19 protein-coding genes are annotated in these 21582 nt (G+C 72.0%); 6 read left to right on the top strand and 13 right to left on the bottom strand.

Going from position 1 to position 21582, the window contains the following annotated elements:
• Nucleotides 1–93: 93 nt before the first annotated feature.
• From BJZ21_RS04285 to BJZ21_RS04275, 3 genes are read right to left on the bottom strand one after another with little or no spacing between them, the layout of a single operon-like run.
• On the bottom strand, nt 94–1362 hold the full coding sequence (locus BJZ21_RS04285) for a sugar ABC transporter permease (RefSeq protein WP_179662616.1): 1269 nt from the start codon (nt 1360–1362) through the stop codon (nt 94–96).
• Nucleotides 1355–2164, bottom strand: a complete 810-nt coding sequence (locus BJZ21_RS04280) for an ATP-binding cassette domain-containing protein (protein WP_179662615.1) — start codon at nt 2162–2164, stop codon at nt 1355–1357. Before BJZ21_RS04280 ends, BJZ21_RS04285 begins: the two co-directional genes overlap by 8 nt.
• The gene (locus BJZ21_RS04275; protein WP_343051955.1) at nt 2164–3264 is read right to left on the bottom strand and encodes an ABC transporter substrate-binding protein; all 1101 of its coding nucleotides are present in this window, start codon (nt 3262–3264) and stop codon (nt 2164–2166) included. Before BJZ21_RS04275 ends, BJZ21_RS04280 begins: the two co-directional genes overlap by 1 nt.
• Before the next feature lie 174 nt (nt 3265–3438).
• Here BJZ21_RS04275 and BJZ21_RS04270 point away from each other — a divergent pair, with 174 nt between their 5' ends.
• Together BJZ21_RS04270 and BJZ21_RS04265 are read left to right on the top strand one after the other, a co-directional pair.
• Entirely contained in the window at nt 3439–4623 is a 1185-nt protein-coding gene (locus tag BJZ21_RS04270; RefSeq protein ID WP_179662614.1) for an ROK family protein, read from the top strand.
• 155 nt (nt 4624–4778) lie between these two features.
• On the top strand, nt 4779–4925 hold the full coding sequence (locus BJZ21_RS04265; protein WP_179662613.1) for a GPGG-motif small membrane protein: 147 nt from the start codon (nt 4779–4781) through the stop codon (nt 4923–4925).
• A 284-nt stretch (nt 4926–5209) separates the two neighbouring features.
• On the opposite strand, the gene guaA is transcribed toward BJZ21_RS04265, so the two are convergent.
• The 4 genes from guaA to BJZ21_RS04245 all read right to left on the bottom strand — a co-directional run bounded on the left by guaA (nt 5210) and on the right by BJZ21_RS04245 (nt 10992).
• The gene (gene guaA, locus BJZ21_RS04260; protein ID WP_179662612.1) at nt 5210–6793 is read right to left on the bottom strand and encodes a glutamine-hydrolyzing GMP synthase; all 1584 of its coding nucleotides are present in this window, start codon (nt 6791–6793) and stop codon (nt 5210–5212) included.
• Between the two features lie 258 nt (nt 6794–7051).
• Nucleotides 7052–7606 carry a hypothetical protein gene (locus BJZ21_RS04255; protein ID WP_179662611.1) on the bottom strand — a complete coding sequence of 185 codons (555 nt, stop codon included), beginning with the start codon at nt 7604–7606 and terminating at the stop codon, nt 7052–7054.
• A 54-nt stretch (nt 7607–7660) separates the two neighbouring features.
• Entirely contained in the window at nt 7661–9376 is a 1716-nt protein-coding gene (locus BJZ21_RS04250; RefSeq protein WP_179662610.1) for a GMC family oxidoreductase N-terminal domain-containing protein, read from the bottom strand.
• Nucleotides 9373–10992 carry a succinic semialdehyde dehydrogenase gene (locus BJZ21_RS04245; RefSeq protein ID WP_179662609.1) on the bottom strand — a complete coding sequence of 540 codons (1620 nt, stop codon included), beginning with the start codon at nt 10990–10992 and terminating at the stop codon, nt 9373–9375. The genes BJZ21_RS04250 and BJZ21_RS04245 overlap by 4 nt, the downstream gene beginning before the upstream one ends.
• A gap of 108 nt (nt 10993–11100) precedes the next feature.
• Between BJZ21_RS04245 and BJZ21_RS04240 the strand changes: the two genes are divergently transcribed.
• On the top strand, nt 11101–11517 hold the full coding sequence (locus BJZ21_RS04240; RefSeq protein WP_179662608.1) for a pilus assembly protein CpaE: 417 nt from the start codon (nt 11101–11103) through the stop codon (nt 11515–11517).
• A gap of 9 nt (nt 11518–11526) precedes the next feature.
• Here BJZ21_RS04240 and BJZ21_RS04235 read toward each other — a convergent pair whose 3' ends face one another.
• The 4 genes from BJZ21_RS04235 to groES form a co-directional block, all read right to left on the bottom strand.
• On the bottom strand, nt 11527–12633 hold the full coding sequence (locus BJZ21_RS04235) for a GuaB3 family IMP dehydrogenase-related protein (protein WP_179662607.1): 1107 nt from the start codon (nt 12631–12633) through the stop codon (nt 11527–11529).
• A 25-nt stretch (nt 12634–12658) separates the two neighbouring features.
• Nucleotides 12659–14161 carry an IMP dehydrogenase gene (guaB, locus tag BJZ21_RS04230; RefSeq protein WP_343051953.1) on the bottom strand — a complete coding sequence of 501 codons (1503 nt, stop codon included), beginning with the start codon at nt 14159–14161 and terminating at the stop codon, nt 12659–12661.
• 193 nt (nt 14162–14354) lie between these two features.
• Nucleotides 14355–15983: a chaperonin GroEL gene (groL, locus tag BJZ21_RS04225; RefSeq protein ID WP_179662605.1), complete on the bottom strand. Its 1629-nt coding sequence runs from the start codon at nt 15981–15983 to the stop codon at nt 14355–14357.
• Nucleotides 15984–16059: 76 nt separating this feature from the next.
• The gene (gene groES / locus BJZ21_RS20785) at nt 16060–16353 is read right to left on the bottom strand and encodes a co-chaperone GroES (protein ID WP_179665503.1); all 294 of its coding nucleotides are present in this window, start codon (nt 16351–16353) and stop codon (nt 16060–16062) included.
• Nucleotides 16354–16605: 252 nt separating this feature from the next.
• Here groES and BJZ21_RS04215 point away from each other — a divergent pair, with 252 nt between their 5' ends.
• Nucleotides 16606–17784: a THUMP-like domain-containing protein gene (locus BJZ21_RS04215; protein ID WP_179662604.1), complete on the top strand. Its 1179-nt coding sequence runs from the start codon at nt 16606–16608 to the stop codon at nt 17782–17784.
• A gap of 166 nt (nt 17785–17950) precedes the next feature.
• Here BJZ21_RS04215 and BJZ21_RS04210 read toward each other — a convergent pair whose 3' ends face one another.
• Together BJZ21_RS04210 and BJZ21_RS04205 are read right to left on the bottom strand one after the other, a co-directional pair.
• The gene (locus BJZ21_RS04210; protein ID WP_179662603.1) at nt 17951–18592 is read right to left on the bottom strand and encodes an MBL fold metallo-hydrolase; all 642 of its coding nucleotides are present in this window, start codon (nt 18590–18592) and stop codon (nt 17951–17953) included.
• Nucleotides 18589–19701 carry an S-(hydroxymethyl)mycothiol dehydrogenase gene (locus tag BJZ21_RS04205; RefSeq protein ID WP_179662602.1) on the bottom strand — a complete coding sequence of 371 codons (1113 nt, stop codon included), beginning with the start codon at nt 19699–19701 and terminating at the stop codon, nt 18589–18591. The genes BJZ21_RS04210 and BJZ21_RS04205 overlap by 4 nt, the downstream gene beginning before the upstream one ends.
• A 190-nt stretch (nt 19702–19891) precedes the next feature.
• Between BJZ21_RS04205 and BJZ21_RS04200 the strand changes: the two genes are divergently transcribed.
• Nucleotides 19892–20446, top strand: coding sequence for a SigE family RNA polymerase sigma factor (locus tag BJZ21_RS04200; protein WP_343051952.1), 555 nt, complete (start codon nt 19892–19894; stop codon nt 20444–20446).
• Nucleotides 20443–21570 carry a WD40 repeat domain-containing protein gene (locus BJZ21_RS04195; RefSeq protein ID WP_179662600.1) on the top strand — a complete coding sequence of 376 codons (1128 nt, stop codon included), beginning with the start codon at nt 20443–20445 and terminating at the stop codon, nt 21568–21570. The genes BJZ21_RS04200 and BJZ21_RS04195 overlap by 4 nt, the downstream gene beginning before the upstream one ends.
• Nucleotides 21571–21582: the final 12 nt, after the last annotated feature.

Genomic DNA, 21582 nt, shown 5'->3' with positions numbered 1-21582 from the left:
GGCTGGCCGGGGACTCCTGCAGCCACCACGACCGAGGCCCCCCGCGGACTGATCCGGCGGGAGGCCTCGGTGCCATGGGCGAGGGCGGCTGGGTCAGCCGCGCCCGCTGGAGGAGCGCATCCGGCGGGAGACCGAGTCGATGGCGACGGCGAGCAGCAGCACCGCGCCGGTGACCATGAACCGCACCGAGGAGTCCACCCCGACCAGGTTCAGGCCGGTCTGGATCGCCTGCAGCACCACGATGCCGAGCAGGGCGGAGTACGCCGTGCCGCGGCCGCCGAAGAGGCTGGTGCCACCGATCACGGCCGCCGCGATCGCGGTCAGGTTGGTGTCCGTCGTACCACTGGCCTGGGAGACCGACGTCTGGTAGCCGGCGGCGAGCAGACCACCGACCGCCGCGAACACCGAGGTCAGCGCGAACACCGAGAAGTAGATCCGGTTGACGTTGATGCCCGACCGACGAGCCGCCTCGACGTTGCCGCCGACCGCATAGAGGTGCCGGCCCCAGCGGGTCCGCCGCAGCAGGAAGTCCATGGCGACCACCAGCAGCACGAAGAACAGCCAGAGGTAGCTCCAGCCGCGGTCGATGTTGACGTAGTAGGTCAGGAAGCCCAGGCCCACGGCCAGCAGCGCCGCCTTGAGGGCGATCATCGGCATCCACGTGGTGCTCAGCCCGGCCCGGCGGCGCGAGGCGGCGCCCCACAGCTGCGCGGCCAGGTAGAGCGCCACGATGACCGCGACCAGGACGTACGACGCCGCGTCTCCGACGAACTTGAACCGGGTCCACTGCACGAGGAACGAGTCCGAGGGGAGGTTGATCGTGCCGTTCTTGCCGAGCACGTAGAGCAGCATCCCCTGGAAGCTGAGCAGCCCGGCGAGGGAGAACACGAACGACGGGACCCCGAGTCGCGTGTACAGGAACGCGTAGAACGCACCGATGACCAGGCCGACGAGCAGCGCGGCGACGATCCCGAAGAACACCGAGTGGCCCTTGTCCACGGTGAGCACCGCCATCGACGCCGCGGCCAGGCCGCTCACCGAGCCGACCGACAGGTCGATCTCGCCCAGCAGCAGGCTCAGCACGATGCCCAGCGCGATGATGCCGATCGGGGCCGCGAACTGGCTGATCGAGACCAGGTTCCGCGAGGACAGGAAGACCGGCTCGGCGGAGTAGAAGCCGATGCTGATCACGATCAGGCCCAGGATCACCGGCAGGCTGCCGAGGTCACCGCCGCGCAGGCGGTTCAAGAACAGCTTCGCGTAGCCGGCCGCCCCCTCGGTGCGGATCAGTCGCTCGTCGCTCAGGTCGGCGGCGACGGCGGGTGCGGTTGCGGTTGCGGTTGCGGTTGCCTCCTCAGCCATGCTGCTCCCCTCCCTGGCGCCGCTCGGCGCGCGCGGCGACGACGTTGTCGGAGGCGCCGGTGATCGCGGCCACCAGCTCCTCGGTCGTGGCCTCTTCGACCTTGAACTCCGCGGCGTTGCGGCCCAGCCGCAGTACGACGATCCGGTCGGCGACCGCCTGCACGTCGGCCATGTTGTGGCTGACCAGGATCACGCCCAGGCCGGTCTCGCGCAGCCGCTCCACGAGGTTGAGGACCTCGGCCGTCTGCGCCACGCCGAGGGCCGCGGTGGGCTCGTCGAGCATGACGATCTTGGGCTTGCCGACCAGGCTGCGGGCGATCGCGACGGTCTGTCGCTGGCCGCCGGAGAGGGCGGCGATCGGGATCCGGACCGACGGGATCTTGGCGGACAGGGTGCGCAGCAGCCGCCACGCCTCCTGCTCCATCTCGACCTCGTTGAGCACGCTGCCGTGGTGCTTCTCCTGGCCGAGGAACAGGTTCGCGACCACGTCGAGGTTGTCGCAGAGCGCGAGGTCCTGGAAGACCGTCGCGATCCCGAGCTCCTGGGCCTCGGAGGGACCACCCACGGACACCTTCCGGCCGGCGAAGATGATGTCGCCGCCGTCGGGCTGGTAGACGCCCGAGATGATCTTGACGAGGGTGGACTTGCCGGCACCGTTGTCGCCGACGAGGGCGACCACCTCACCGGCGCCCACCTGGAGGTGGACGTCGGTGAGGGCCTGGACGGCGCCGAATCGCTTCGTGACGCCGGCCAGGGACAAGACCACGTCCCCGGCCGGCGACTGCGTCGTGGAGGTCGACATCAGCTGAGGCCAGCCGCCTTGCAGGCGTCGGCGTACTGGGCGGTGCAGATGTCGGACACCTGGTAGAAGTTGTCCTTGACGACCGTGTCGGCCACGTTGTCCTTGGTGACGACGATCGGCTTGAAGATGAACGACTTCACGCCGTTGTAGTCGGTCTGGTCGATGCCGGTCTCGGAGCTGGTGCCCACGTCCTCGCCCTTGGCCAGCTTGACGGCGACCTCGGCCGCGGTGTTCGCCTCGATCGGGATCGGCTTGTAGATCGTCATGGCCTGCTCACCCGCGAGGATCCGCTGGATGGCGGCGAGCTCGGCGTCCTGCCCGGTGATCGGCGGGAGGGCGTCGGGCTTCACACCGGCGCCGGTCAGGGCCGCGACCACGCCACCGGCCTGGCCGTCGTTGGCGGCGTACACGCCCTGGATCTGCGAGGGCTGGTACTTGCTCAGCTGGTCGGTGACGAACTGCTGGGCGTTCTCGGGGCTCCAGTCGGGGTTGTCGTACTCCTCGAGGATCTTGATGTTGCTGCTGTCGAGGACGCTGTGGGCGCCCTTCTTGAACTGGGCCGCGTTCGGGTCGCTCGGGGCGCCGTTGAGCATCAGGATGTTGCCCTTGTTGCCCATCGCCTTGACCAGCGCGTCGGCCTGCATCTTGCCGACGGTCTCGTTGTCGAAGGACATGTAGTAGTCGGCGCCGTCGATGAACCGGTCGTAGGCGATGACCTTGGCGTCCGCGCTGTGCGCGGTCTGGACCATGCCCCCGGCGCCGGCACCGTTGACCGGGTCGAGCACGACGACGCTGGCGCCGGCGTTGATGGCGGTGTCGACCTGCTGGGTCTGCTTCGCCTCGTCCTGGTCGGCGTTGTAGTAGTTGACCTTGCAGTCCGGGCAGAGCTCCTTGACCTTGGCCTCGAACAGCGGCTTGTCGAAGGTCTCGTAGCGGGTGGTCTTGGACTCCGGCAGCAGCAGGGCGATGGTCGCCGCCTTGCTGCTGGCGCCGGAACCGTTGCCGGACGCCGCGTCGTTGGCGCCGCAGGCGGCCAGGGCGGCGGACCCGACGATGACCGCAGCGCCGAAGGCTGCGATTCGGTGCAGAGGTGTGGACACGTATCTCTCCTCGACAAGGGGCGGCCCGGTGGCAACGCCCGAATGGACTGAGATGAGTGTCGACGGTCACACGTTTGTCGTCAAGACGTGAACACTAAATCGATATCTTCTCTCCCAACTCGCGAGTAATCGCCACATCTTGATCTTTAACGTGACCTGAGGCACAGTTCCCCCGTGCCTCACCACCGCCATGACCCCGCCCCGGGGTCCACCGCCTCGCTGCGGACCGCCAACCAGCAGCGGGTGCTGGACGTGCTGCGCGGCGGCTCGACGGGCGAGTCGAGCGAGGAGACCTGCACGTTCACGCAGGCCGAGCTCGCCCGCACGACCGGGCTGGCGCCGGCGACGGTGTCCAACATCGTCCGCGAGCTCGCCACCGTCGGCCTGGTCCAGACCGACCGGGGCAGCGGCCGCCGCGGTTCGTCGGTCCGGCTGGCCCGCGGCGCGGGCCTGGTGGCTGGTGTCGACTTCGGGCACAGCCACGTGGCGGTCGCGGTCGGCGACCTCACCGGCGCGGTGCTCGTCGAGGAGCGGCGCGGCTTCGAGTCCGCCCGGCACGACCACGGCGAGGCGCTGCGCCTGGCCCGGTCGATGATGCTGGCGATGTCCGCGGGCCAGGGCACGATCCGTCACGTCGGCATGGGCCTGCCGGCCCCGGTGACCAACGACGTCGTCCGATCCTCGGCGATCTTCCCCGGCTGGGAGGGCGTGGACGCCCGCGCCGTCGCGGAGTCGGTCCTCGGCCTCCCCGTCCACGTGGAGAACGACGCGAACCTCGGCGCGCTCGCCGAGCACCGTCAGGGGGTGGGCCGCGGCCACGACAGCTCGGTGTTCGTGAAGATCTCCTCGGGTGTGGGTGCCGGCATCATCATCGACAACCAGCTCTTCCACGGCTCGGGCGGCACCGCCGGCGAGATCGGGCACCTGACCCTCGACGCCCAGGGGCCGCTGTGCCGGTGCGGGAGCCGCGGCTGCCTGGAGGCCTACACCTCCTCCAGCACCGTGGTCTCGATGGTCGCGGCCCAGCTGCCCGGCGCCACGCTCGATGGGGTCGTCCGCGCGGCCCAGCAGGGCAGCCTGGGCGCCCGGCGCGCCCTGGAGGACGCCGGCCTGCACCTGGGCTGGGGCCTGGCCAGCATCGTGAACCTGTTGAACCCCGCCATCGTGGTGGTCGGCGGCGACATGGCCCGGGCCGGCGACCTGCTGCTGGAGTCGGCGCGCACCGGCCTGCGCCGTCACGCGCTGGACTCGGTGGCGCTCACCCCGGTCCTGGCCAGCGAGCTGGGCGAGCGGGCCAGCCTCGTCGGCGCCCTGCTGCTCGCCGCCGAGCTGACCGAGCTGGTGGTCGACCAGGCGTGAGCGGGACCCCGGCCCGGGGACAACCGGTGATTGAACCGCCCCCGATCGGGTAAGTCTCCAGCAGGGAGCGGATCGTCCGGGGGACCGGACGCTGAGCGCTGCCCCATGCACCAGTGCCGGCGCCGCCGGCACGTCACCCCTGAACGGAGACTCCCATGGCCTTCCTGCTGTGGATCCTCGCCGTGATCCTCGTGATCGCCGGCATCATCCAGTTGTTCAAGCGAAACATCCTGTGGGGCGTCGTCCTCATCATCGTCGGTTTCGCCGTCGGCCCGGGTGGGTACAGCATCTTCCACAATTGATGGTGGTGCGGCGCGGGGCAGAGGAGTCATCCTCTGCCCCGCGTCTTCATTTCCGGCCTCCCCGAGTCGGCGCACGTTGACACCCCCGGCGCCCGCGAGTCGGCGCTCGTTGACACGCCCACACGCCCGAGTCGGCGTTCGTTGACGGGCTGAGCGTCAAGCAGCGCCGACTCGACGTACCCCGGGCGTCAAGCAGCGCCGACTCGGCGTACCCCCGGCGTCAAGCAGCGCCGACTCGACGTACCCCGGACGTCAAGCAGCGCCGACTCGGCATGTCCGGGGGGTCACTCCCACTCGATGGTGCCCGGGGGCTTGGAGGTGATGTCGACGGTGACCCGGTTGACCTCGGCCACCTCGTTGGTGATCCGGGTCGAGATCCGCTCGAGGACGTCGTACGGCAGCCGCGCCCAGTCGGCGGTCATGGCGTCCTCGGAGGTCACCGGACGCAGCACGACCGGGTGACCGTAGGTGCGACTGTCGCCCTGGACCCCCACGGAGCGGACGTCGGCGAGCAGCACCACCGGGAACTGCCAGATGTCGCGGTCCAGGCCCGCGTGAGTGAGCTCCTCGCGGGCGATCGCGTCGGCCTCTCGCAGCAGGTCGAGCCGCTCCCGGGTGACCTCGCCGATGATCCGGATGCCGAGCCCGGGGCCGGGGAAGGGGTGCCGCCAGACGATCTCGGCGGGCAGGCCGAGCTGCTCCCCCACCAGCCGGACCTCGTCCTTGAACAGCGTGCGCAACGGCTCCACGAGCTCGAACTCGAGGTCGTCGGGCAGGCCGCCCACGTTGTGGTGGGACTTGATGTTCGAGGTGCCCGCGCCGCCCCCGGACTCGACCACGTCGGGGTAGAGCGTGCCCTGGACGAGGAACGCGACCTTCGCGCCCGCCTCCGTCTGAGCGGTTCGGGCCAGTACGTCGGCCTCGGCGGCCTCGAAGACCCGGATGAACTCGCGGCCGATGATCTTCCGCTTCTGCTCGGGGTCGGACACCCCGGCCAGGGCGTCGAGGAACCGCTTCTCGGCGTCGACGACGTGCAGGTCGACGCCGGTGGCGGCGACGAAGTCGCGCTCGACCTGCTCGGCCTCCCCCTTGCGCAGCAGCCCGTGGTCGACGAAGACACAGGTCAGCCGGTCGCCGATCGCGCGCTGCACCAGGGCGGCGGCGACCGCGGAGTCGACCCCGCCGGAGAGCCCGCAGATGGCGCGACCGCGGTCGCCGATCTGCTCGCGGATCCGCTCGATCTGCTCCTCGACGATGTTCACCATCGTCCAGGTGGGCCGGCAGCCGGCGATCTGGTGCAGGAAGTGCTCGAGGACCTTCTGGCCGTGCTCGGTGTGCAGCACCTCGGGGTGCCACTGCACGCCGGCGAGCCCACGCGCGACGTCCTCGAACGCCGCGACCGGCGTCACGGCCGTCGACGCCAGCACCGTGAAGCCGTCGGGGGCGGCGACGACGGAGTCGCCGTGGGACATCCACACGGTGTGCGCGGCCGGGAGGTCGGCCAGCAGCGTGCCGGACTCGGTCACGCTCACGGCGGTGCGGCCGTACTCGCGGGCACCGGTGTGGGCCACCTCGCCGCCGAGCCCGCGCGCCATCAGCTGGAACCCGTAGCACATGCCGAAGACCGGGGTGCCGGCCGTGAACAGCGCGGGGTCGATCGACGGCGCGCCCTCGGCGTACACGCTCGAGGGGCCGCCGGACAGGATGATCGCCTTCGGGCGGCGCGCCAGCATCTCGTCCACCGGCATCGTGTGCGGGACGATCTCGGAGTAGACGCGTGCCTCGCGCACCCGCCGGGCGATCAGCTGGGCGTACTGCGCCCCGAAGTCGACCACCAGGACCAGGTCGTGGTCCGTCACCTGAGTCATGAGATCCCTTCGCGGGGTGGAGAGCGCCGGCGGACCTCAGCGTACCGAGACCGGAGGTGCCGCCGCGAAACGCGGCTGCCGCGCCGCCGACCGGGCGGCGGTGCGGAAAATGCGACCAGGGCCCGACCGGGGAGGGAGGATGGTCGAGCCCTGGTTCGTCCACGCATCTGCTGCACAGTGCCTGGACCGCGGGATCCGGCGCTTGGGAGGGAGCATGACTGCCGGATCCGCTGGCTCAACGAGGTGGGGTACGCCGGGTTACGGGATTTCCTGAAGAGTTTTCCCGGGACCCATGGGGGTCGCCCGGGAGGCCCGGAACAGCAGCACCAGGAAGCAGACCAGCACGACCAGGGCCGCGACCCCCGCCAGAACGGCGAGCACGGTGAGGTCGGGCTCCTGGATCGCCAGCGCGACGAGCACGGCCGAGGCGACGGTCAGCCCGAGGTCCCACCACCGGATGGCGTCGGCGCCGCGCCGGTGCCCCGGCGCGAGGACCATCACCGCGGTGCAGGTCGCGAACACCAGGACGGTCTCGGCGATCGAGAAGGCCCACGTCAGCAGCGTCCCCTGCGCGCCGAGCCAGTCCGGGAGCGAGGCGACCAGGCCCACGCCGGACGCCCACGCGGCCACCACGAACCCGCGGTGCAGCGGGGCCAGGCGCAGGGTCCCCACCAGCAGCACGGCCCAGCCGATCGGGTCGGGCACCAGGTCGAGGCCCTGCACCCGCAGGTCGACGACCACCAGCAGCAGGCCCCAGGCCATGGTCCGCAACGGCGCCAGCGCGGGCACGAAACCCGAGAACGACTCCCCCATGGCCGACATCATTCACCAAGGCGGCCGCGCCGCTCGTACGACGGGCCGCGGTCGTCAGCCGATCTCGACGATGGGCAGCCGCAGCGCCGCCGGCGCGTGCGGGGGCACCGCGGGCCGGGCCGGCGTGACCGGCGCGAGCCGGCGGTAGTCCGACCCGACGGGCGGGCGCGGGTCCGCCTCGCCCTTGTTGGGCCAGAACGACATGGCGCGCTCGGCCTGGGCGGTGATCGTCAGCGACGGGTTGACCCCCAGGTTGGCGGTGACCGCCGACCCGTCGGCCACGTGCAGGCCGGGGTGCCCGAAGACGCGCTGGTAGGGGTCGATGACGCCGTCCTCCGGGCCCGCACCGATCGGGCAGCCGCCGATGAAGTGCGCGGTCAGCGGCCGGTTGAAGGGCTCGCCGATCGAGCCGCCCGGGGTGCCGCCCATGATCCGCGCCATCAATCGGACCGCGACGTTGCCCGCGGGGATCCAGGTCGGGTTCGGGACGCCGTGTCCCTGCTTCGAGGTGAGGTAGCGCCGGCGGGTGCCGGGGATCGGCTTGGTGTAGGTCGTGATCGAGTTGTCCAGGCTCTGCATCACCAGCGCGATGATCGTGCGCTCCGACCAGTGCTTGAGGTCGTAGAGGTCCCCGACGCGACGCCGCTGGGACCACATCTCGCGCAGCCAAGTCCGCCAGCGCGGCTGGGCGCCGTCACCGTCGGTGAGCACGGTCTGCATCAGCGACATGAAGTTGCTGCCCTTGCCGTAGCGCACCGGTTCGATGTGGGTGTCGGGGTCGGGGTGGAAGCTCGAGGTGATCGCGATGCCCTGGCTGTAGTCGACGCTCAGGTCCGGCGCGATCGCGCCCATGATCGACTCGGAGTTGGTGCGGGCGAGGTGGCCCAGGCGGTCGGAGAGCCGGGGCAGGTGTCCCTCGTCGCGCATCCGGTGCAGCAGCCGTTGCGTGCCGAGCGAGGAGGCGGCGAACACCACCTGCTCGGCGGTCAGCACCCGGCGCGCCGAGCGGCGCCCGGTCTTGGCCTTGGTGAACCGCACGTGCACCTCGTAGCCGCCCCGGGACCTCGGCGCCACACGGGTGACCGTGGTCAGCGGCAGCACCCGGGCGCCGTTCTGCTCGGCCAGGTGGAGGTAGTTCTTGACCAGGGTGTTCTTGGCGTTGTGGCGGCAGCCGCTCATGCACTCTCCGCAGGCGATGCAGCTGGTGCGGGCGGGGCCGGCGCCGCCGAAGTAGGGGTCCGGGACGGTGCGGCCCGGCGGGTCGTCGGGACCGCCGAAGAACACCCCGACCGGGGTCGGGTGGAAGGTGTCCGCCACGCCCATCTCGGTGGCGACCTGCTCCATCACCTCGTCGGCGGGTGTGCGCAGCGGGTTCTCGACGACGCCGAGCATCCGCTTGGCCTGGTCGTAGTACGGCGCCAGCTCGGCGCGCCAGTCGGTCAGATGGCTCCACTGCGGGTCGTCGTAGAACGCCGGCAGCGGCTCGTACAGGGTGTTCGCGTAGACCAGCGACCCGCCGCCGACGCCTGCACCCGAGACGATCAGGCAGTCGCGGAGCGCGTCGATGCGCTGGATGCCGTAGCAGCCGACCTCCGGTCGGAACAGGTAGCGCTTGACGTCCCACGAGGTGTCGGCGAAGTCCTCGTCGCGGAACCGGACGCCCGCCTCCAGGACGCCGACCCGGTAGCCCTTCTCGGTCAGCCGGAGCGCGGTGACCGAGCCGCCGAACCCCGAGCCGATGACCAGTACGTCGTAGTCGTAGTCGTTCATGTGCGACCCAGCTTCTTCATCAGCCGGAGGTTCGCGGTCATCACCCTCGCGTGGGCCTCCTCGGACATCCCGAGCATGGGCGCGAACCGCACCACGCGCTGGGTGGCCACCGACTGCGGCTCGGTGTAGCGGTGGATGCCGTCGGCGCCCTGTCGGCGGCCCATCCCGGACTGGCGCATCCCGCCCATGGGGGCGTCGATGCTGGCGAAGGTCGCCGCGAACGCCTCGTTGACGTTCACGGTCCCGCAGCGCAGCTGACGGGCGAGCGCGCGGGCGCGGCGGCCGTCCCGGCTGTAGACCGAGGCGTTGAGGCCGTAGTCGCCCTCGTTGGCGCGGGCCACCGCGTCGGCCTCGTCGTGGAAGCGGTAGACCGAGACGACCGGGCCGAAGGTCTCCTGGCCGAAGCAGGTCATCTCCGGGGTCACGCCCTCGAGCACGGTCGGCTCGAAGAAGTACGGCGCCAGGTCGGGCCGGGCCCGGCCCCCGGTGAGCACCCGCGCGCCCTTGGCCACCGCGTCCTCGACGTGCGCGGTGACCGTGTCGAGCTGCCGCTGGGAGACCAGCGAGCCCATGTCGTTGTCCCAGTCCAGCGTCGCGCCGAGGGTCATCGCCTCGGTGCGGGCCACGAACCGGTCGACGAACCGGTCGTAGACCTGGTCGGCGACGAACAGCCGCTCGGCGGAGACGCAGAGCTGGCCGGCGTTGGAGAACGCCGCCCGCACCGCGCCCTCGGCGGCCCGCTCCGGGTCGGCGTCGCGCAGCACCAGCATGGGGTTCTTGCCGCCCAGCTCCAGCGAGCAGCCGATCAGTCGCTCGGCGCAGCCCCGGGCCACGATCCGGCCGGTCGCGGTGCTGCCGGTGAAGCAGACGTGGTCAGCGTGCTCGACGATCGCCGCGCCCACCCGGGGGCCGGGGCCGGCGACCACCTGCCACAGGTCGCGCGGGAGGCCGGCCTGCTCCAGCAGCTCGGCGCCGAGCAGGGCGGTGAGCATCGACTGCGCGTCGGGCTTGGCGACCACCGCGTTGCCGGCCAGCAGTGCCGGCAGCCCGTCGCACAGTGCCATCGTGAACGGGTAGTTCCACGGCGAGATCACGCCGACGACGCCCTTCGGGACCCGGTGCAGGTCGACCCGGGTCAGGCCGGGGACCACCCCGCGCCGGCGCCGTGGGCCGAGGTGCCCGGCGGCGGTGCGCGCGTAGTAGCGGGCGGTCAGCGCAATGTGCAGCGGCTCGTCGAAGGCGTGCTTGCGGGCCTTGCCGGACTCCCGCACGATCAGGTCGAGGATCTCGTCCTGGCGGTCGAGCACGACGTCGTGCAGGCGCAGCAGCAGGGCGGCCCGCTCGTCCAGCGGGGTGCGTGCCCAGGCCTGCTGGGCCCGGCGGGCCCGCGCGAAGGCCTCCGCGACATCGGCGTCGCTCGACTGGGGGAGGTGCGCCAGCGGCGCCCCGTCGAGCGGCGAGCGGAGCTCGACGCTCTCCCCCGAGGTGGCGAACACCCGGGCGGTCAGCCGGGCGGTGTACCGGGGCTCGAGGGCGTACGACGCGGTCGGGTCGAGCTCGGGGTCGGACGGGCCGTCGACCACCGGCTCGCCGGACGGCGGGTGCTGGGCACTCATGTACCGAGAGTATGTGACGCCGGTCTCGCTCACTACCCGCAGGTAGGCGATGAGACGCTCGACACAGGCCCGGTCCGTGCCCAGGCGCGGTCCGGCACACTGGTGGGCATGGTCGACCTGCTCACCGGTCAGGCGCTGCGGGCGGCCGGGGTCCGCTGGACGCCGGCGCGCGGCGACCGGTTCGCGGTGCCGGACCGCGACCTGGACGACCACGTGTTCGTGCTCAGCGACATGGTCGTGGAGCTGCTGGAGGTGCCCGACGGCGACCGGATCCTCGCCTTCAACGGCACCACGGAGTGGGCGCTGGACGCGCTCGAGGCGAGCGAGGCGGTGTGGCTGCCCCGCGAGGACCAGCTGCGCGCGCTGCTGGGCGACGCGTTCGTCTCGCTCGAGCGACTGCCCGGGCCGACCGGCGGCTGGGCGGTCACCCTCGACCTGGCCGGCACGCCGAGCCGGCACCTGGACGTGGACCCGGAGGCGGCGTACGTCCGCGCGCTGCTGGCGCTGCTCGCTGCCCCCGCCTGACCGCTCGGCCTACTCGACGACGACCTCGACCCGCTGGAACTCCTTGAGGTCGGTGTAGCCGGTGGTGGCCATCGACCGGCGCAGCGCGCCGATCAGGTTCATCGTGCCGTCCGCGACCCGGGAGGGGCCGAAGAGGATCTCCTCGAGCGTGCCGACCGGCTCGAACCCGACCCGCTGGCCCCGGGGCAGCTCGGCGTGGTGCGCCTCGGCGCCCCAGTGGAAGCCGCGGCCGGGGGCGTCGGAGGCCCGGGCGAACGGCGAGCCGACCATCACCGCGTCGGCACCGCAGGCGATCGCCTTGGCGACGTCGCCGGACCGGCCGATGGAGCCGTCGGCGATGACGTGGACGTAGCGGCCACCGGACTCGTCGAGGTAGTCGCGGCGGGCGGCGGCGACGTCTGCCACCGCGGAGGCCATCGGCACCGCGACGCCCAGGACGGTGCGGGTGGTGTGCGCCGCTCCCCCGCCGAAGCCGACCAGGACGCCGGCGGCGCCGGTGCGCATCAGGTGCAGCGCGGCCTGGTAGGTCGCGCAGCCGCCGACGATCACCGGCACGTCGAGCTCGTAGATGAACTCCTTGAGGTTCAGTGGCTCGGCCTGGGAGGAGACGTGCTCGGCCGAGACGGTGGTGCCGCGGATGACGAACATGTCCACGCCCGCGTCCACCACGGCCTTGGCGAACTCCTTGGTCCGCTGCGGCGAGAGGGAGCCGGCGACGGTCACCCCGGCCTCGCGGATCTGGTGCAGCCGCTCGGTGATCAGCTCGGCGCGGATCGGTGCGGCGTAGATCTCCTGCATCCGGCGGGTGGCCTCGGGGCCGTCGAGCCCGGCCACCTCCTCCAGCAGCGGGGTCGGGTCGTCGTAGCGGGTCCACAGGCCCTCGAGGTCGAGCACCCCGAGGCCGCCGTACCGTCCGAAGGCGACCGCGGTCTCCGGGGACATCACCGAGTCCATGGGGGCCGCGATGACCGGCAGCTCGAAGCGGTAGGCGTCGATCTGCCAGGCGACGCTCACCTCCTCGGGGTCGCGGGTGCGGCGCGACGGCACGATCGCGACGTCGTCGAAGGAGTACGCGCGCCGGGCGCGCTTGGCGCGGCCGATCTCGATCTCGGTCATGTCCCTCTTCTCGGTGGTCGGCCGCTCAGAAGCCGGTGTAGTTGGGGGCCTCGACGGTCATCTGCACGCCGTGCGGGTGGCTCTCCTTGAGCGAGGCGGAGGTGATCCGCACGAAGCGGCCCTTCTCCTGCAGCTCGCCGACGGTGCGCGCGCCGACGTAGAACATCGACTGGTTCAGCCCGCCGATGAGCTGGTGGGCGACCGAGGCGAGCGGCCCGCGGTAGGCGACCTGGCCCTCGATGCCCTCGGGCACGATCTTGTCGTCGCTGGTGACCTCGGCCTGGAAGTAGCGGTCCTTGGAGTAGGACTTCTTCCCCCGGCTCGACAGCGCGCCGAGCGAGCCCATGCCGCGGTAGGACTTGTACTGCTTGCCGTTGACGAAGACCAGCTCGCCCGGGGACTCCTCGCAGCCGGCGAGCAGCGAGCCGAGCATCACCGTGTCCGCCCCCGCCACGATCGCCTTGGCGATCTCGCCGGAGTGCTTCATGCCGCCGTCGGCGATCACCGGGACGCCGGCCGGCTTGGCCGCCAGGCTCGCCTCGTAGACGGCGGTGACCTGCGGGACCCCGACGCCGGTGACGACGCGGGTGGTGCAGATCGAGCCCGGCCCGACCCCGACCTTGATCGCGTCGGAGCCGGCGTCGACGAACGCCTGCGCACCCTCGCGGGTCGCGACGTTGCCGCCGACGACCTGCACGTGCCGGGTCGCGGGGTCGTCCTTGAGCCGGCGGACCATGTCGAGCAGCATCCGGACGTTGCCGTGGGCGGTGTCGGCCACCAACACGTCGGCGCCGGCCTCGATCAGGGTCGTGGCCCGCTGCCAGGCGTCGCCGAAGTAGCCGATCGCGGCGCCGACCAGCAGCCGCCCGTCCGCGTCGTACGACGCGTGCGGGAACTGCTCGCCCTTGACGAAGTCCTTGACGGTGATCAGCCCGGCCAGGCGGCCCTGGTCGTCGACCAGTGGCAGCCGCTCGCGCTTGTGCTGACGCAGCAGGACCGTGGCCTCCTCGCGGCTGATCCCGACCTGGCCGGTGACCAGCGGCATCGGGGTCATCACCTCGTCGACCTTGGTGGTCGCCCACTCCGCGACCGGGGTGAAGCGCAGGTCGCGGTTGGTGCAGATGCCGAGCAGCCGGTTGTCGCCGTCGACGACCGGGAGGCCGGAGACGCGGTACTCGCCGCAGACCCGGTCGAGCTCCTCCAGCGTCGCGTCGGGGCCGATCGTGACCGGGTTGGAGATGATGCCGGTCTGGGTCCGCTTGACCAGGTCGACCTGGTAGGCCTGGTCCTCGATCGAGAGGTTGCGGTGCAGCACGCCCATGCCGCCCTGGCGGGCCATCGCGATCGCCATCCGGGACTCGGTCACGGTGTCCATCGCGGCGCTGACCAACGGCACCCGCAGCGAGATCTCCCGGGTCAGCCGGGTGGTGGTGTCGATGTCGGCGGGCGCGAGGTCGGAGTGACCCGGCAGCAGCAGGACGTCGTCGTAGGTGAGGCCCAGGGCGGCGAACTTCTCGGGGATCTCCACCCGCCCATCGTACGGCGCGGCCGTTGCCCCGCCCGACCGGGCCGCCGGCCCCGGACGGCCGCCCTCGGACCGCCGCCCCGGGCCGCCCCGGGGCGCTCCGGGCCGCCCCGCGCCGGGTTGCGGCGGTCGTCGGCGTCCTGGGGACATGACAAGGGCCCCGTCCTTGCGGACGGGGCCCTTGCGGGGGGTCGAGCTAGTGGCCGTGCCCGTGGCCGTGGCCGTGGCCGCCTGCCGCCGCGGGCTCCTCGTCCTCGGGCTTCTCGACGATCAGCGTCTCGGTCGTGAGCAGCATGCCCGCGATCGAGGTCGCGTTCACCAGCGCGGAGCGGGTGACCTTGACCGGGTCCAGGACGCCCTGGGCGACCAGGTCGCCGTACTCCTCGGTGGCGGCGTTGTAGCCGTTGCCGACGCCGAGCTCGCGGACCTTGGTGGTCACGACGTAGCCGTTCTGGCCGCCGTTCTCGGCGATCCAGCGCAGCGGCTCGTCCGCGGACTTGCGGACGATCCGGACGCCGATGGCCTCGTCGCCGGTGAGGCCGAGGTCGTCGGAGAGGACCGAGACGGCGTGGATCAGCGCGGACCCGCCGCCGGGGACGATGCCCTCCTCGATCGCGGCGCGCGTCGCGGAGACGGCGTCCTCGATGCGGTGCTTCTTCTCCTTCAGCTCCACCTCGGTGGCGGCGCCGACCTTGATCACGCACACGCCGCCGGCGAGCTTGGCGAGGCGCTCCTGGAGCTTCTCGCGGTCCCAGTCGGAGTCGGTGGACTCGATCTCGGCCTTGATCTGGTTCACGCGGCCCGCGACCTCGGCGGTGTCACCGGCGCCGTCGACGATCGTGGTGTTGTCCTTGGTGATGACGACGCGGCGCGCCTGGCCCAGGACCTCGAGGCCGACCTGGTCGAGCTTGAGCCCGACCTCGGGGGCCACGACCTGACCACCGGTCAGGGTCGCGATGTCCTGCATCATCGCCTTGCGGCGGTCACCGAACGCCGGGCTCTTGACCGCGACCGCGTTGAAGGTGCCGCGGATCTTGTTCACGACCAGGGTCGAGAGCGCCTCGCCCTCGACGTCCTCGGCGAGGATGAACAGCGGCTTGCCGGCCTGGATGACCTTCTCCAGCAGCGGCAGCAGGTCGGCGACCGCCGAGATCTTGCCCTGGTGCAGCAGGATGTAGGGATCGTCGAGGACGGCCTCCATCCGCTCGGGGTCGGAGACGAAGTACTGCGAGATGTAGCCCTTGTCGAACTGCATCCCCTCGGTGAACTCCAGCTCGGTGCCCATGGTGTTGGACTCCTCGACGGTGATCACGCCGTCCTTGCCGACCTTGTCGAAGGCCTCGGCGAGCAGCTCGCCGATGTGGCTGTCCCGGCTGGAGATCGTGGCGACCGAGGCCATGTCCTCCTTGGACTCGACCTCGCGGGCCGCCTCGCGCAGCGCGTCACCGACGGCCTCGGCCGCGGCGTCCATGCCCCGCTTGAGACCCATCGGGTTCGCACCGGCCACGACCGCGCGCAGGCCCTCGTGGACCATCGCCTGGGCGAGCACGGTGGCGGTGGTGGTGCCGTCACCCGCGACGTCGTTGGTCTTGGTGGCGACCTCCTTGGTCAGCTGCGCCCCGAGGTTCTCGAAGGGGTCGTCCAGCTCGATCTCACGCGCGACGGTGACACCGTCGTTGGTGATGGTCGGCGCGCCCCACTTCTTGTCCAGGACGACGTAGCGGCCCTTGGGGCCCAGCGTCACCTTGACGGCGTTGGCGAGCGCGTCCACACCGCGCTCGAGGGCCCGGCGGGCACCCTCGTCGAACTCAAGAATCTTCGGCATTGCTCTCCTTAACGAGGTCGGGCCGTGTCCCTGACCGGGCGTCGTTGCGCACGGTCAGGGACACGACCCGTTGAGATCAGGAAACGACGGCCAGCACGTCGCGGGCGGAGAGGATGAGGTACTCCGCACCGGCGTACTTGACCTCGGTGCCGCCGTACTTGCTGTAGATGACCTTGTCGCCGACGTTCACGTCGAGCGGGACACGGTTCCCGTTGTCGTCGATGCGACCGGGGCCGATCGCCAGGACCTCGCCCTCCTGGGGCTTCTCCTTGGCGGTGTCGGGGATGACCAGGCCGGACGCCGTGGTCTGCTCCGCGTCGAGCGGCTTGACGACGATGCGGTCCTCGAGGGGCTTGATGTTGACCGACACGATGTCGACCTCCACTTTCTCCACTTGGCTGACTGAGGGGGTGGAGCACTCCCTCCTCCCCCTCAGGGGCTGGTGGAGTCCTCCGGACGTGTGGGCTTGCTGCTCGGTACGCCGTCGCGGGGGTCGCACGTCGCTGGCAAGCGCTGGCACCCTCATGGCGAGAGTGCCAGTTCAGACGTTAGCACTCACCACGCAGGAGTGCCAGCGATGGTCCGGACGTCCCCGCCCCGCACCGTCTGCGAGGATCGCCCGGTGGACCTCGACGACTTCCGGTGGCTGCTGACCGACGACGGGCAGCGGCTGCTCGGGACGGCCGGCGAGCTGGCCGGCCAGGACCCGCTGCGCGCCCAGACCACGCTGCGGTCCGCCGCGCCAGGGTCGTCCGCGGAGCAGGCGGGCCGGGCCGCCGCCGCGCTGACCCAGGCCACCCTGCGCCGGCGCGCGGAGGCCAAGTTCGGCGACCTCGCGCCGCGGATGTACTTCACCCCCGACGGGCTGGAGCAGGCGACCCGGCTGCCGGTCGCCACGCACCGCGCCGCCCGGCTGGCCGCCGCCTCGACGCGGACGCTGATCGACCTCGGCTGCGGCATCGGCGGCGACCTGCTGGCCGCCGCCCGGGCCGGCCTGACCTGCGCCGGCGTCGACCTCGACCCGGTCCGGGTCGAGGTGGCCCGGGCCAACCTGGCCGCGCTCGACCTGCCCGGCGCGGTGACCGTGGCCGACGCGACCACGGTCGACCCCACGCCGTTCGACGTCGCGTTCGCCGACCCGGCCCGGCGTACCGGCCGGGGCCGCACGTTCGACGTCGACGACTGGACCCCGCCGTGGTCGTTCGTCGAGGGGCTGCTGCGTCGCGACTCGTGCGTCAAGGTGGCGCCCGGGATCCCGCACGAGATCGTCCCCGCCGGCGTCGAGGCCGAGTGGGTCAGCGACCATGGCGAGGTCAAGGAGGCGGCGCTGTGGTCCGGGCGGCTGGCCACGACCGCGCGGCGGGCCACCGTGATCGGCCGCGGCGGGCTGGCCACGGTCACCGACGAGGACGACCCGGGCGCCGGCGTCGTGCCGGTCGGCCGCTACCTCTACGAGCCGGACGGCGCGGTCATCCGGGCCGGCCTGGTCACGGCGGTCGCGGCCGCCGCGGACGGCGGCCTGGTCGACGAGCACCTCGCCTACGTCACCTCCGACCAGGCGCTCAGCACCCCCTTCGCCCGCGGCTACGAGGTCCTCGAGGAGCTGCCGTACCGCGAGAAGGCGCTGCGCGCCGCGCTCCGCGAGCGCAGGGTCGGCACGCTGACGATCAAGAAGCGCGGCGTCGACGTGGTGCCCGACCAGCTGCGCAAGCGGCTCGCCCTCACCGGCGACGAGGCGGCCACCATCGTGCTCACCCGCGCCGCCGGTCACGGTGTCGCGCTGCTGGTCCGCCCCCTCTGACAGGTTGAGTTGGGCCCCCCACCGGGTTGAGTTGGGCCCCCTCCCGGGTTGAGTTGGCCCTCCCACCCGGTTGAGTTGGGCCCCCCACCGGGTTGAGTTGGGCCTCCGACCGGGGTGGGGCGGCGGGAGGCCCAACTGGAGGCGGCGGGGGGCCCAACTCAACGATTCAGAGGTTGGCCTTCTCCGCGCCGATCGTGGTGTCGTCGCCGTGCCCGGTGTGGACGACCGTGTCGTCGGGGAGCGTGAACAGCCGGGTCCGGATGGAGTCCTTGATCTGGTCCTCGTCGCTGTAGGACCGGCCGGTCGCCCCGGGTCCGCCCTGGAAGAGCGTGTCGCCGGTGAAGACGCAGCCCAGCTCGGGGGCGTGGAAGCACACCGCCCCCGGCGCGTGGCCGGGCGTGTGGATCGCGCGCAGCGTCGTACCGCCCACACCGATCTCGAACCCGTCGGCCAGGTCGACGTCCCACAGGTGGCCCTCACCGTCGTGCACGTGCGTGAGCTCCCACAGCGGCCGGTCGTCGGGGTGCAGCAGGATCGGCGCCCCCGATCCGCCGTTGACCGCCTCGCGCAGCGCGGGCGCCACCCGGCAGTGGTCGTCGTGGGCGTGGGTCAGCAGGATCGCCCGTACGGCGCGGTCCCCGACCACCGCCAGGATGTCCTCGACCGAGTGCGGTGCGTCGATCACGACGCACTCGCGGTCGTCACCCACGACCCAGATGTTGTTGTCGACCTCGAAGGTCTGCCCGTCGAGGCTGAACGTGCCGCTGGAGACCGCGTGGTCGACCCGCACCCCCTGCGGCGCGGTCATCCGAGCACCACCACCGAGCGCAGCACCGGCGCCTGGCCGGGACCGCCGTGCATCTTGTCGAAGGCGGCCTCGACGTCGTCGATCCCGATCTCCTCGGTGACGAACGCGTCGAGGTCGAGGCGGCCCTGGCGGTAGAGGTCGACCAGCATCGGGAAGTCCCGGCTGGGCAGGCAGTCGCCGTACCAGCTGGACTTCAGCGCCCCGCCGCGGCCGAAGACGTCGATCAGCGGCAGGTCGGGCACCTTCATGTCCGGGGTCGGTACGCCGACCAGCACGACCGTGCCCGCGAGGTCCCGGGCGTAGAACGCCTGCTTCCACGTCTCCGGACGTCCCACGGCCTCGATCACCACGTCGGCCCCGAAGCCGCCGGTCAGCTCCTGGATCGCGGTCACCGGGTCGGTGCTCGAGGAGTCGACCGTGTGGGTGGCGCCGAGCCCGCGGGCGATCTCGAGCTTCTCGGGGTCGAGGTCGACCGCGATGATCGTGCCCGCGCCCGCCAGCGCCGCGCCGGCGACCGCCGCCACGCCCACGCCGCCGCAGCCGATCACGGCGACCGACTGGCCACGCGTGACGCCGCCGGTGTTGATCGCGGCGCCGATGCCCGCCATCACCCCGCAGCCCAGCAGGCCCACCGCCGCCGGACGCGCCGACGGGTCCACCTTCGTGCACTGCCCCGCCGCGACCAGCGTCTTCTCGGCGAACGCCCCGATGCCCAGCGCCGGGGTCAGCTCGGTGCCGGCCCCCTCCCCCTCGGCGAGCGTCATCTTCTGGGTGGCGTTGTGGGTGGCGAAGCAGTACCACGGCTCCCCACGCTTGCAGGCCCGGCACTCCCCGCACACCGCGCGCCAGTTCAGCACCACGAAGTCACCCGGTGCGACGTCGGTGACGCCCTCGCCGACGGCCTCCACCACGCCCGCGGCCTCGTGGCCGAGCAGGAACGGGAAGTCGTCGTTGATGCCACCCTCGCGGTAGTGCAGGTCGGTGTGGCAGACCCCGCAGGCCTGCACCTTCACCAGCGCCTCCCCCGGCCCGGGGTCCGGCACGTTGATCGTCACGACCTCCACCGGCGCGCCCTTGGCGCGCGCGACGACCGCCTTCACCTGCTGCATGCGTAGTCCTCTCCTCACGGCCCGGTCCCGGGCCCGACACGTCTCCCCCACACCCTAGGGAGGCAGTGGTCGGCGGCCGGCCGGTCGGATGCAACCTCCCGAGGCGCGCCCGCGTCCTTCCCCCGTGAGGACGGAGGAGACAATGCAGACCACAGCACACTCGGGTGCGGGACGGGGGGACGGTGCGACGGTGCGCCAGCTCGACCGCGACGCCGACTTCACGGCCTACCTGGAGGCACGGCAGCCGCGCCTGCTGCGCACGGCGTACCTGCTGACCGGCGACCGGCACCAGGCCGAGGACCTGCTGCAGACCTCGCTGGCCAAGCTCTACCTCGCCTGGGACCGGGTGCGCGACCGCGACCACGTGGACGCCTACGTCCGCCGGATCATGGTCAACGAGAACAACTCGCTGTGGCGGCGCCCCTGGAAGCGTCGCGAGCACGCCACCGACCGGGTCCCGGAGGGTGCGCCCGTCCTCGACGCGTACGACGAGGGGCTCGGCGCCGCCGTGTGGGCGGTCGTGCAGACCCTGCCGCCGAAGGCTCGTGCCGTGGTCGTGCTCCGCTACTACGAGCAGCTGTCCGAGGCCGAGACCGCCGAGGTGCTCGGCATCTCGGTCGGCACCGTGAAGTCCCAGACCAGCCGGGCGCTGGCGTCCCTGCGACTGCGGACCCCTGCCGACCTCGACCCCAGGCACCGACCCCACGACCACGACGCCACGACTGACACGGAGGAGGAGCGATGACCGAGGAGACCTTCGTCCGGGAGCTGGAGCGCCACGCGGAGCACATCCACGGCGCCCCGCTCTCCTTCGAGGACGTGCGCGGCAAGGCGCGCTCGATCCGACGCCGCCGCCGGGCAGCGGCCGTCGGTGCGCTCGCCGCGGCCGTGGCGGTGGTCGCGGTGGTGCCCGCGGCGCTGTCCGGCCGGCTGGACCGGGCCGACCCGCCGCAGCCCGCTCCCTCACTTCCCCGCACCGCGCACACCGCGGTCCTGCACGACGGCGAGGTCACGATGCCGGACGGCAGGACCGTCCGGGTGGGTGTCGACAACTCCGACGTGGCGAACTACGGCGTACTCACCGACGGCCGGATCGTCATGGGCCTGTCGAAGCCCTACGCGGTCCGCGTCTACTCGGCCGACGGGACCCTGGACGAGCAGTACCCGGTGCAGAGCAACGCGATCACCATGAGCGCCGACGACCACGCCGTGGCATGGGTCGCGAAGGACTTCACCGTCCGGGTGCTCGCGACCGGGGCGGCGGTGCCGACCGAGCTGCCCGGCATCCCCATGCCCGGCGAGGCCGCGGGCAGCATCGACGCCGTCCTCGACGCCCAGCACCTGCTGGTCGGCGACGGCACCTCGACCAGCGGGGAGCTGACCCCCGAGGGATTCCACGACCTGCACACGAGCGAACCGCTGCGGGTGGAGGACGTCAGCCCCGACGGGCACCTCTGGGCGGCCACGTTCCCGGCGACCCAGGGCCACGACCTGGGCTGCTCCGGCCTCTACGACCCGGTCGCCGAGAAGGTGGTGGCGCGCAACTGCGACGTCTACTCGCTGGCGTTCGCCCCGGACGGCGCTCACCTGCTCGGCGGGTACTACGAGAACAACATGGTGGCCGGCGTGTCCGTGCTGGACCTGAACCTGCAGCAGGTCACCGGCTTCGAGCCCGCCGGGCCGGACGCTGCGGTGAGCCGGGTGGCGTGGTCGGACGCGGAGCACCTCGTCGCGGGGGTGGTGGACACGAAGAGCAACGCCTGGTCGCTGGAGAAGGTGGGCCTGGACGGTCACGACCCCCAGGTCGTGGCCGGGCCGGCCCCGGGCGGGAACCCCGAGATGCGGGCCGAGTACGTCTTCTCCGAGTGATCGCCGAGTCGG

This window comes from Nocardioides panaciterrulae, assembly GCF_013409645.1.
Lineage (GTDB): Bacteria > Actinomycetota > Actinomycetes > Propionibacteriales > Nocardioidaceae > Nocardioides > Nocardioides panaciterrulae.
Note: the sequence above shows the minus strand (reverse complement) of the source record. Positions and strands in the feature narration are given on the sequence as shown.

Coding starts and splice junctions, on each gene's coding strand:
- guaA (WP_179662612.1), bottom strand. CDS start 6,793: ATGACTCAGGTGACGGACCACGACCTGGTCCTGGTGGTCGACTTCGGG.
- BJZ21_RS04255 (WP_179662611.1), bottom strand. CDS start 7,606: ATGGGGGAGTCGTTCTCGGGTTTCGTGCCCGCGCTGGCGCCGTTGCGG.
- BJZ21_RS04250 (WP_179662610.1), bottom strand. CDS start 9,376: ATGAACGACTACGACTACGACGTACTGGTCATCGGCTCGGGGTTCGGC.
- BJZ21_RS04235 (WP_179662607.1), bottom strand. CDS start 12,633: ATGACCGAGATCGAGATCGGCCGCGCCAAGCGCGCCCGGCGCGCGTAC.
- groL (WP_179662605.1), bottom strand. CDS start 15,983: ATGCCGAAGATTCTTGAGTTCGACGAGGGTGCCCGCCGGGCCCTCGAG.
- BJZ21_RS04285 (WP_179662616.1), bottom strand. CDS start 1,362: ATGGCTGAGGAGGCAACCGCAACCGCAACCGCAACCGCACCCGCCGTC.
- BJZ21_RS04240 (WP_179662608.1), top strand. CDS start 11,101: ATGGTCGACCTGCTCACCGGTCAGGCGCTGCGGGCGGCCGGGGTCCGC.
- BJZ21_RS04280 (WP_179662615.1), bottom strand. CDS start 2,164: ATGTCGACCTCCACGACGCAGTCGCCGGCCGGGGACGTGGTCTTGTCC.
- BJZ21_RS04265 (WP_179662613.1), top strand. CDS start 4,779: ATGGCCTTCCTGCTGTGGATCCTCGCCGTGATCCTCGTGATCGCCGGC.
- BJZ21_RS04195 (WP_179662600.1), top strand. CDS start 20,443: ATGACCGAGGAGACCTTCGTCCGGGAGCTGGAGCGCCACGCGGAGCAC.
- BJZ21_RS04205 (WP_179662602.1), bottom strand. CDS start 19,701: ATGCAGCAGGTGAAGGCGGTCGTCGCGCGCGCCAAGGGCGCGCCGGTG.
- BJZ21_RS04245 (WP_179662609.1), bottom strand. CDS start 10,992: ATGAGTGCCCAGCACCCGCCGTCCGGCGAGCCGGTGGTCGACGGCCCG.
- BJZ21_RS04210 (WP_179662603.1), bottom strand. CDS start 18,592: ATGACCGCGCCGCAGGGGGTGCGGGTCGACCACGCGGTCTCCAGCGGC.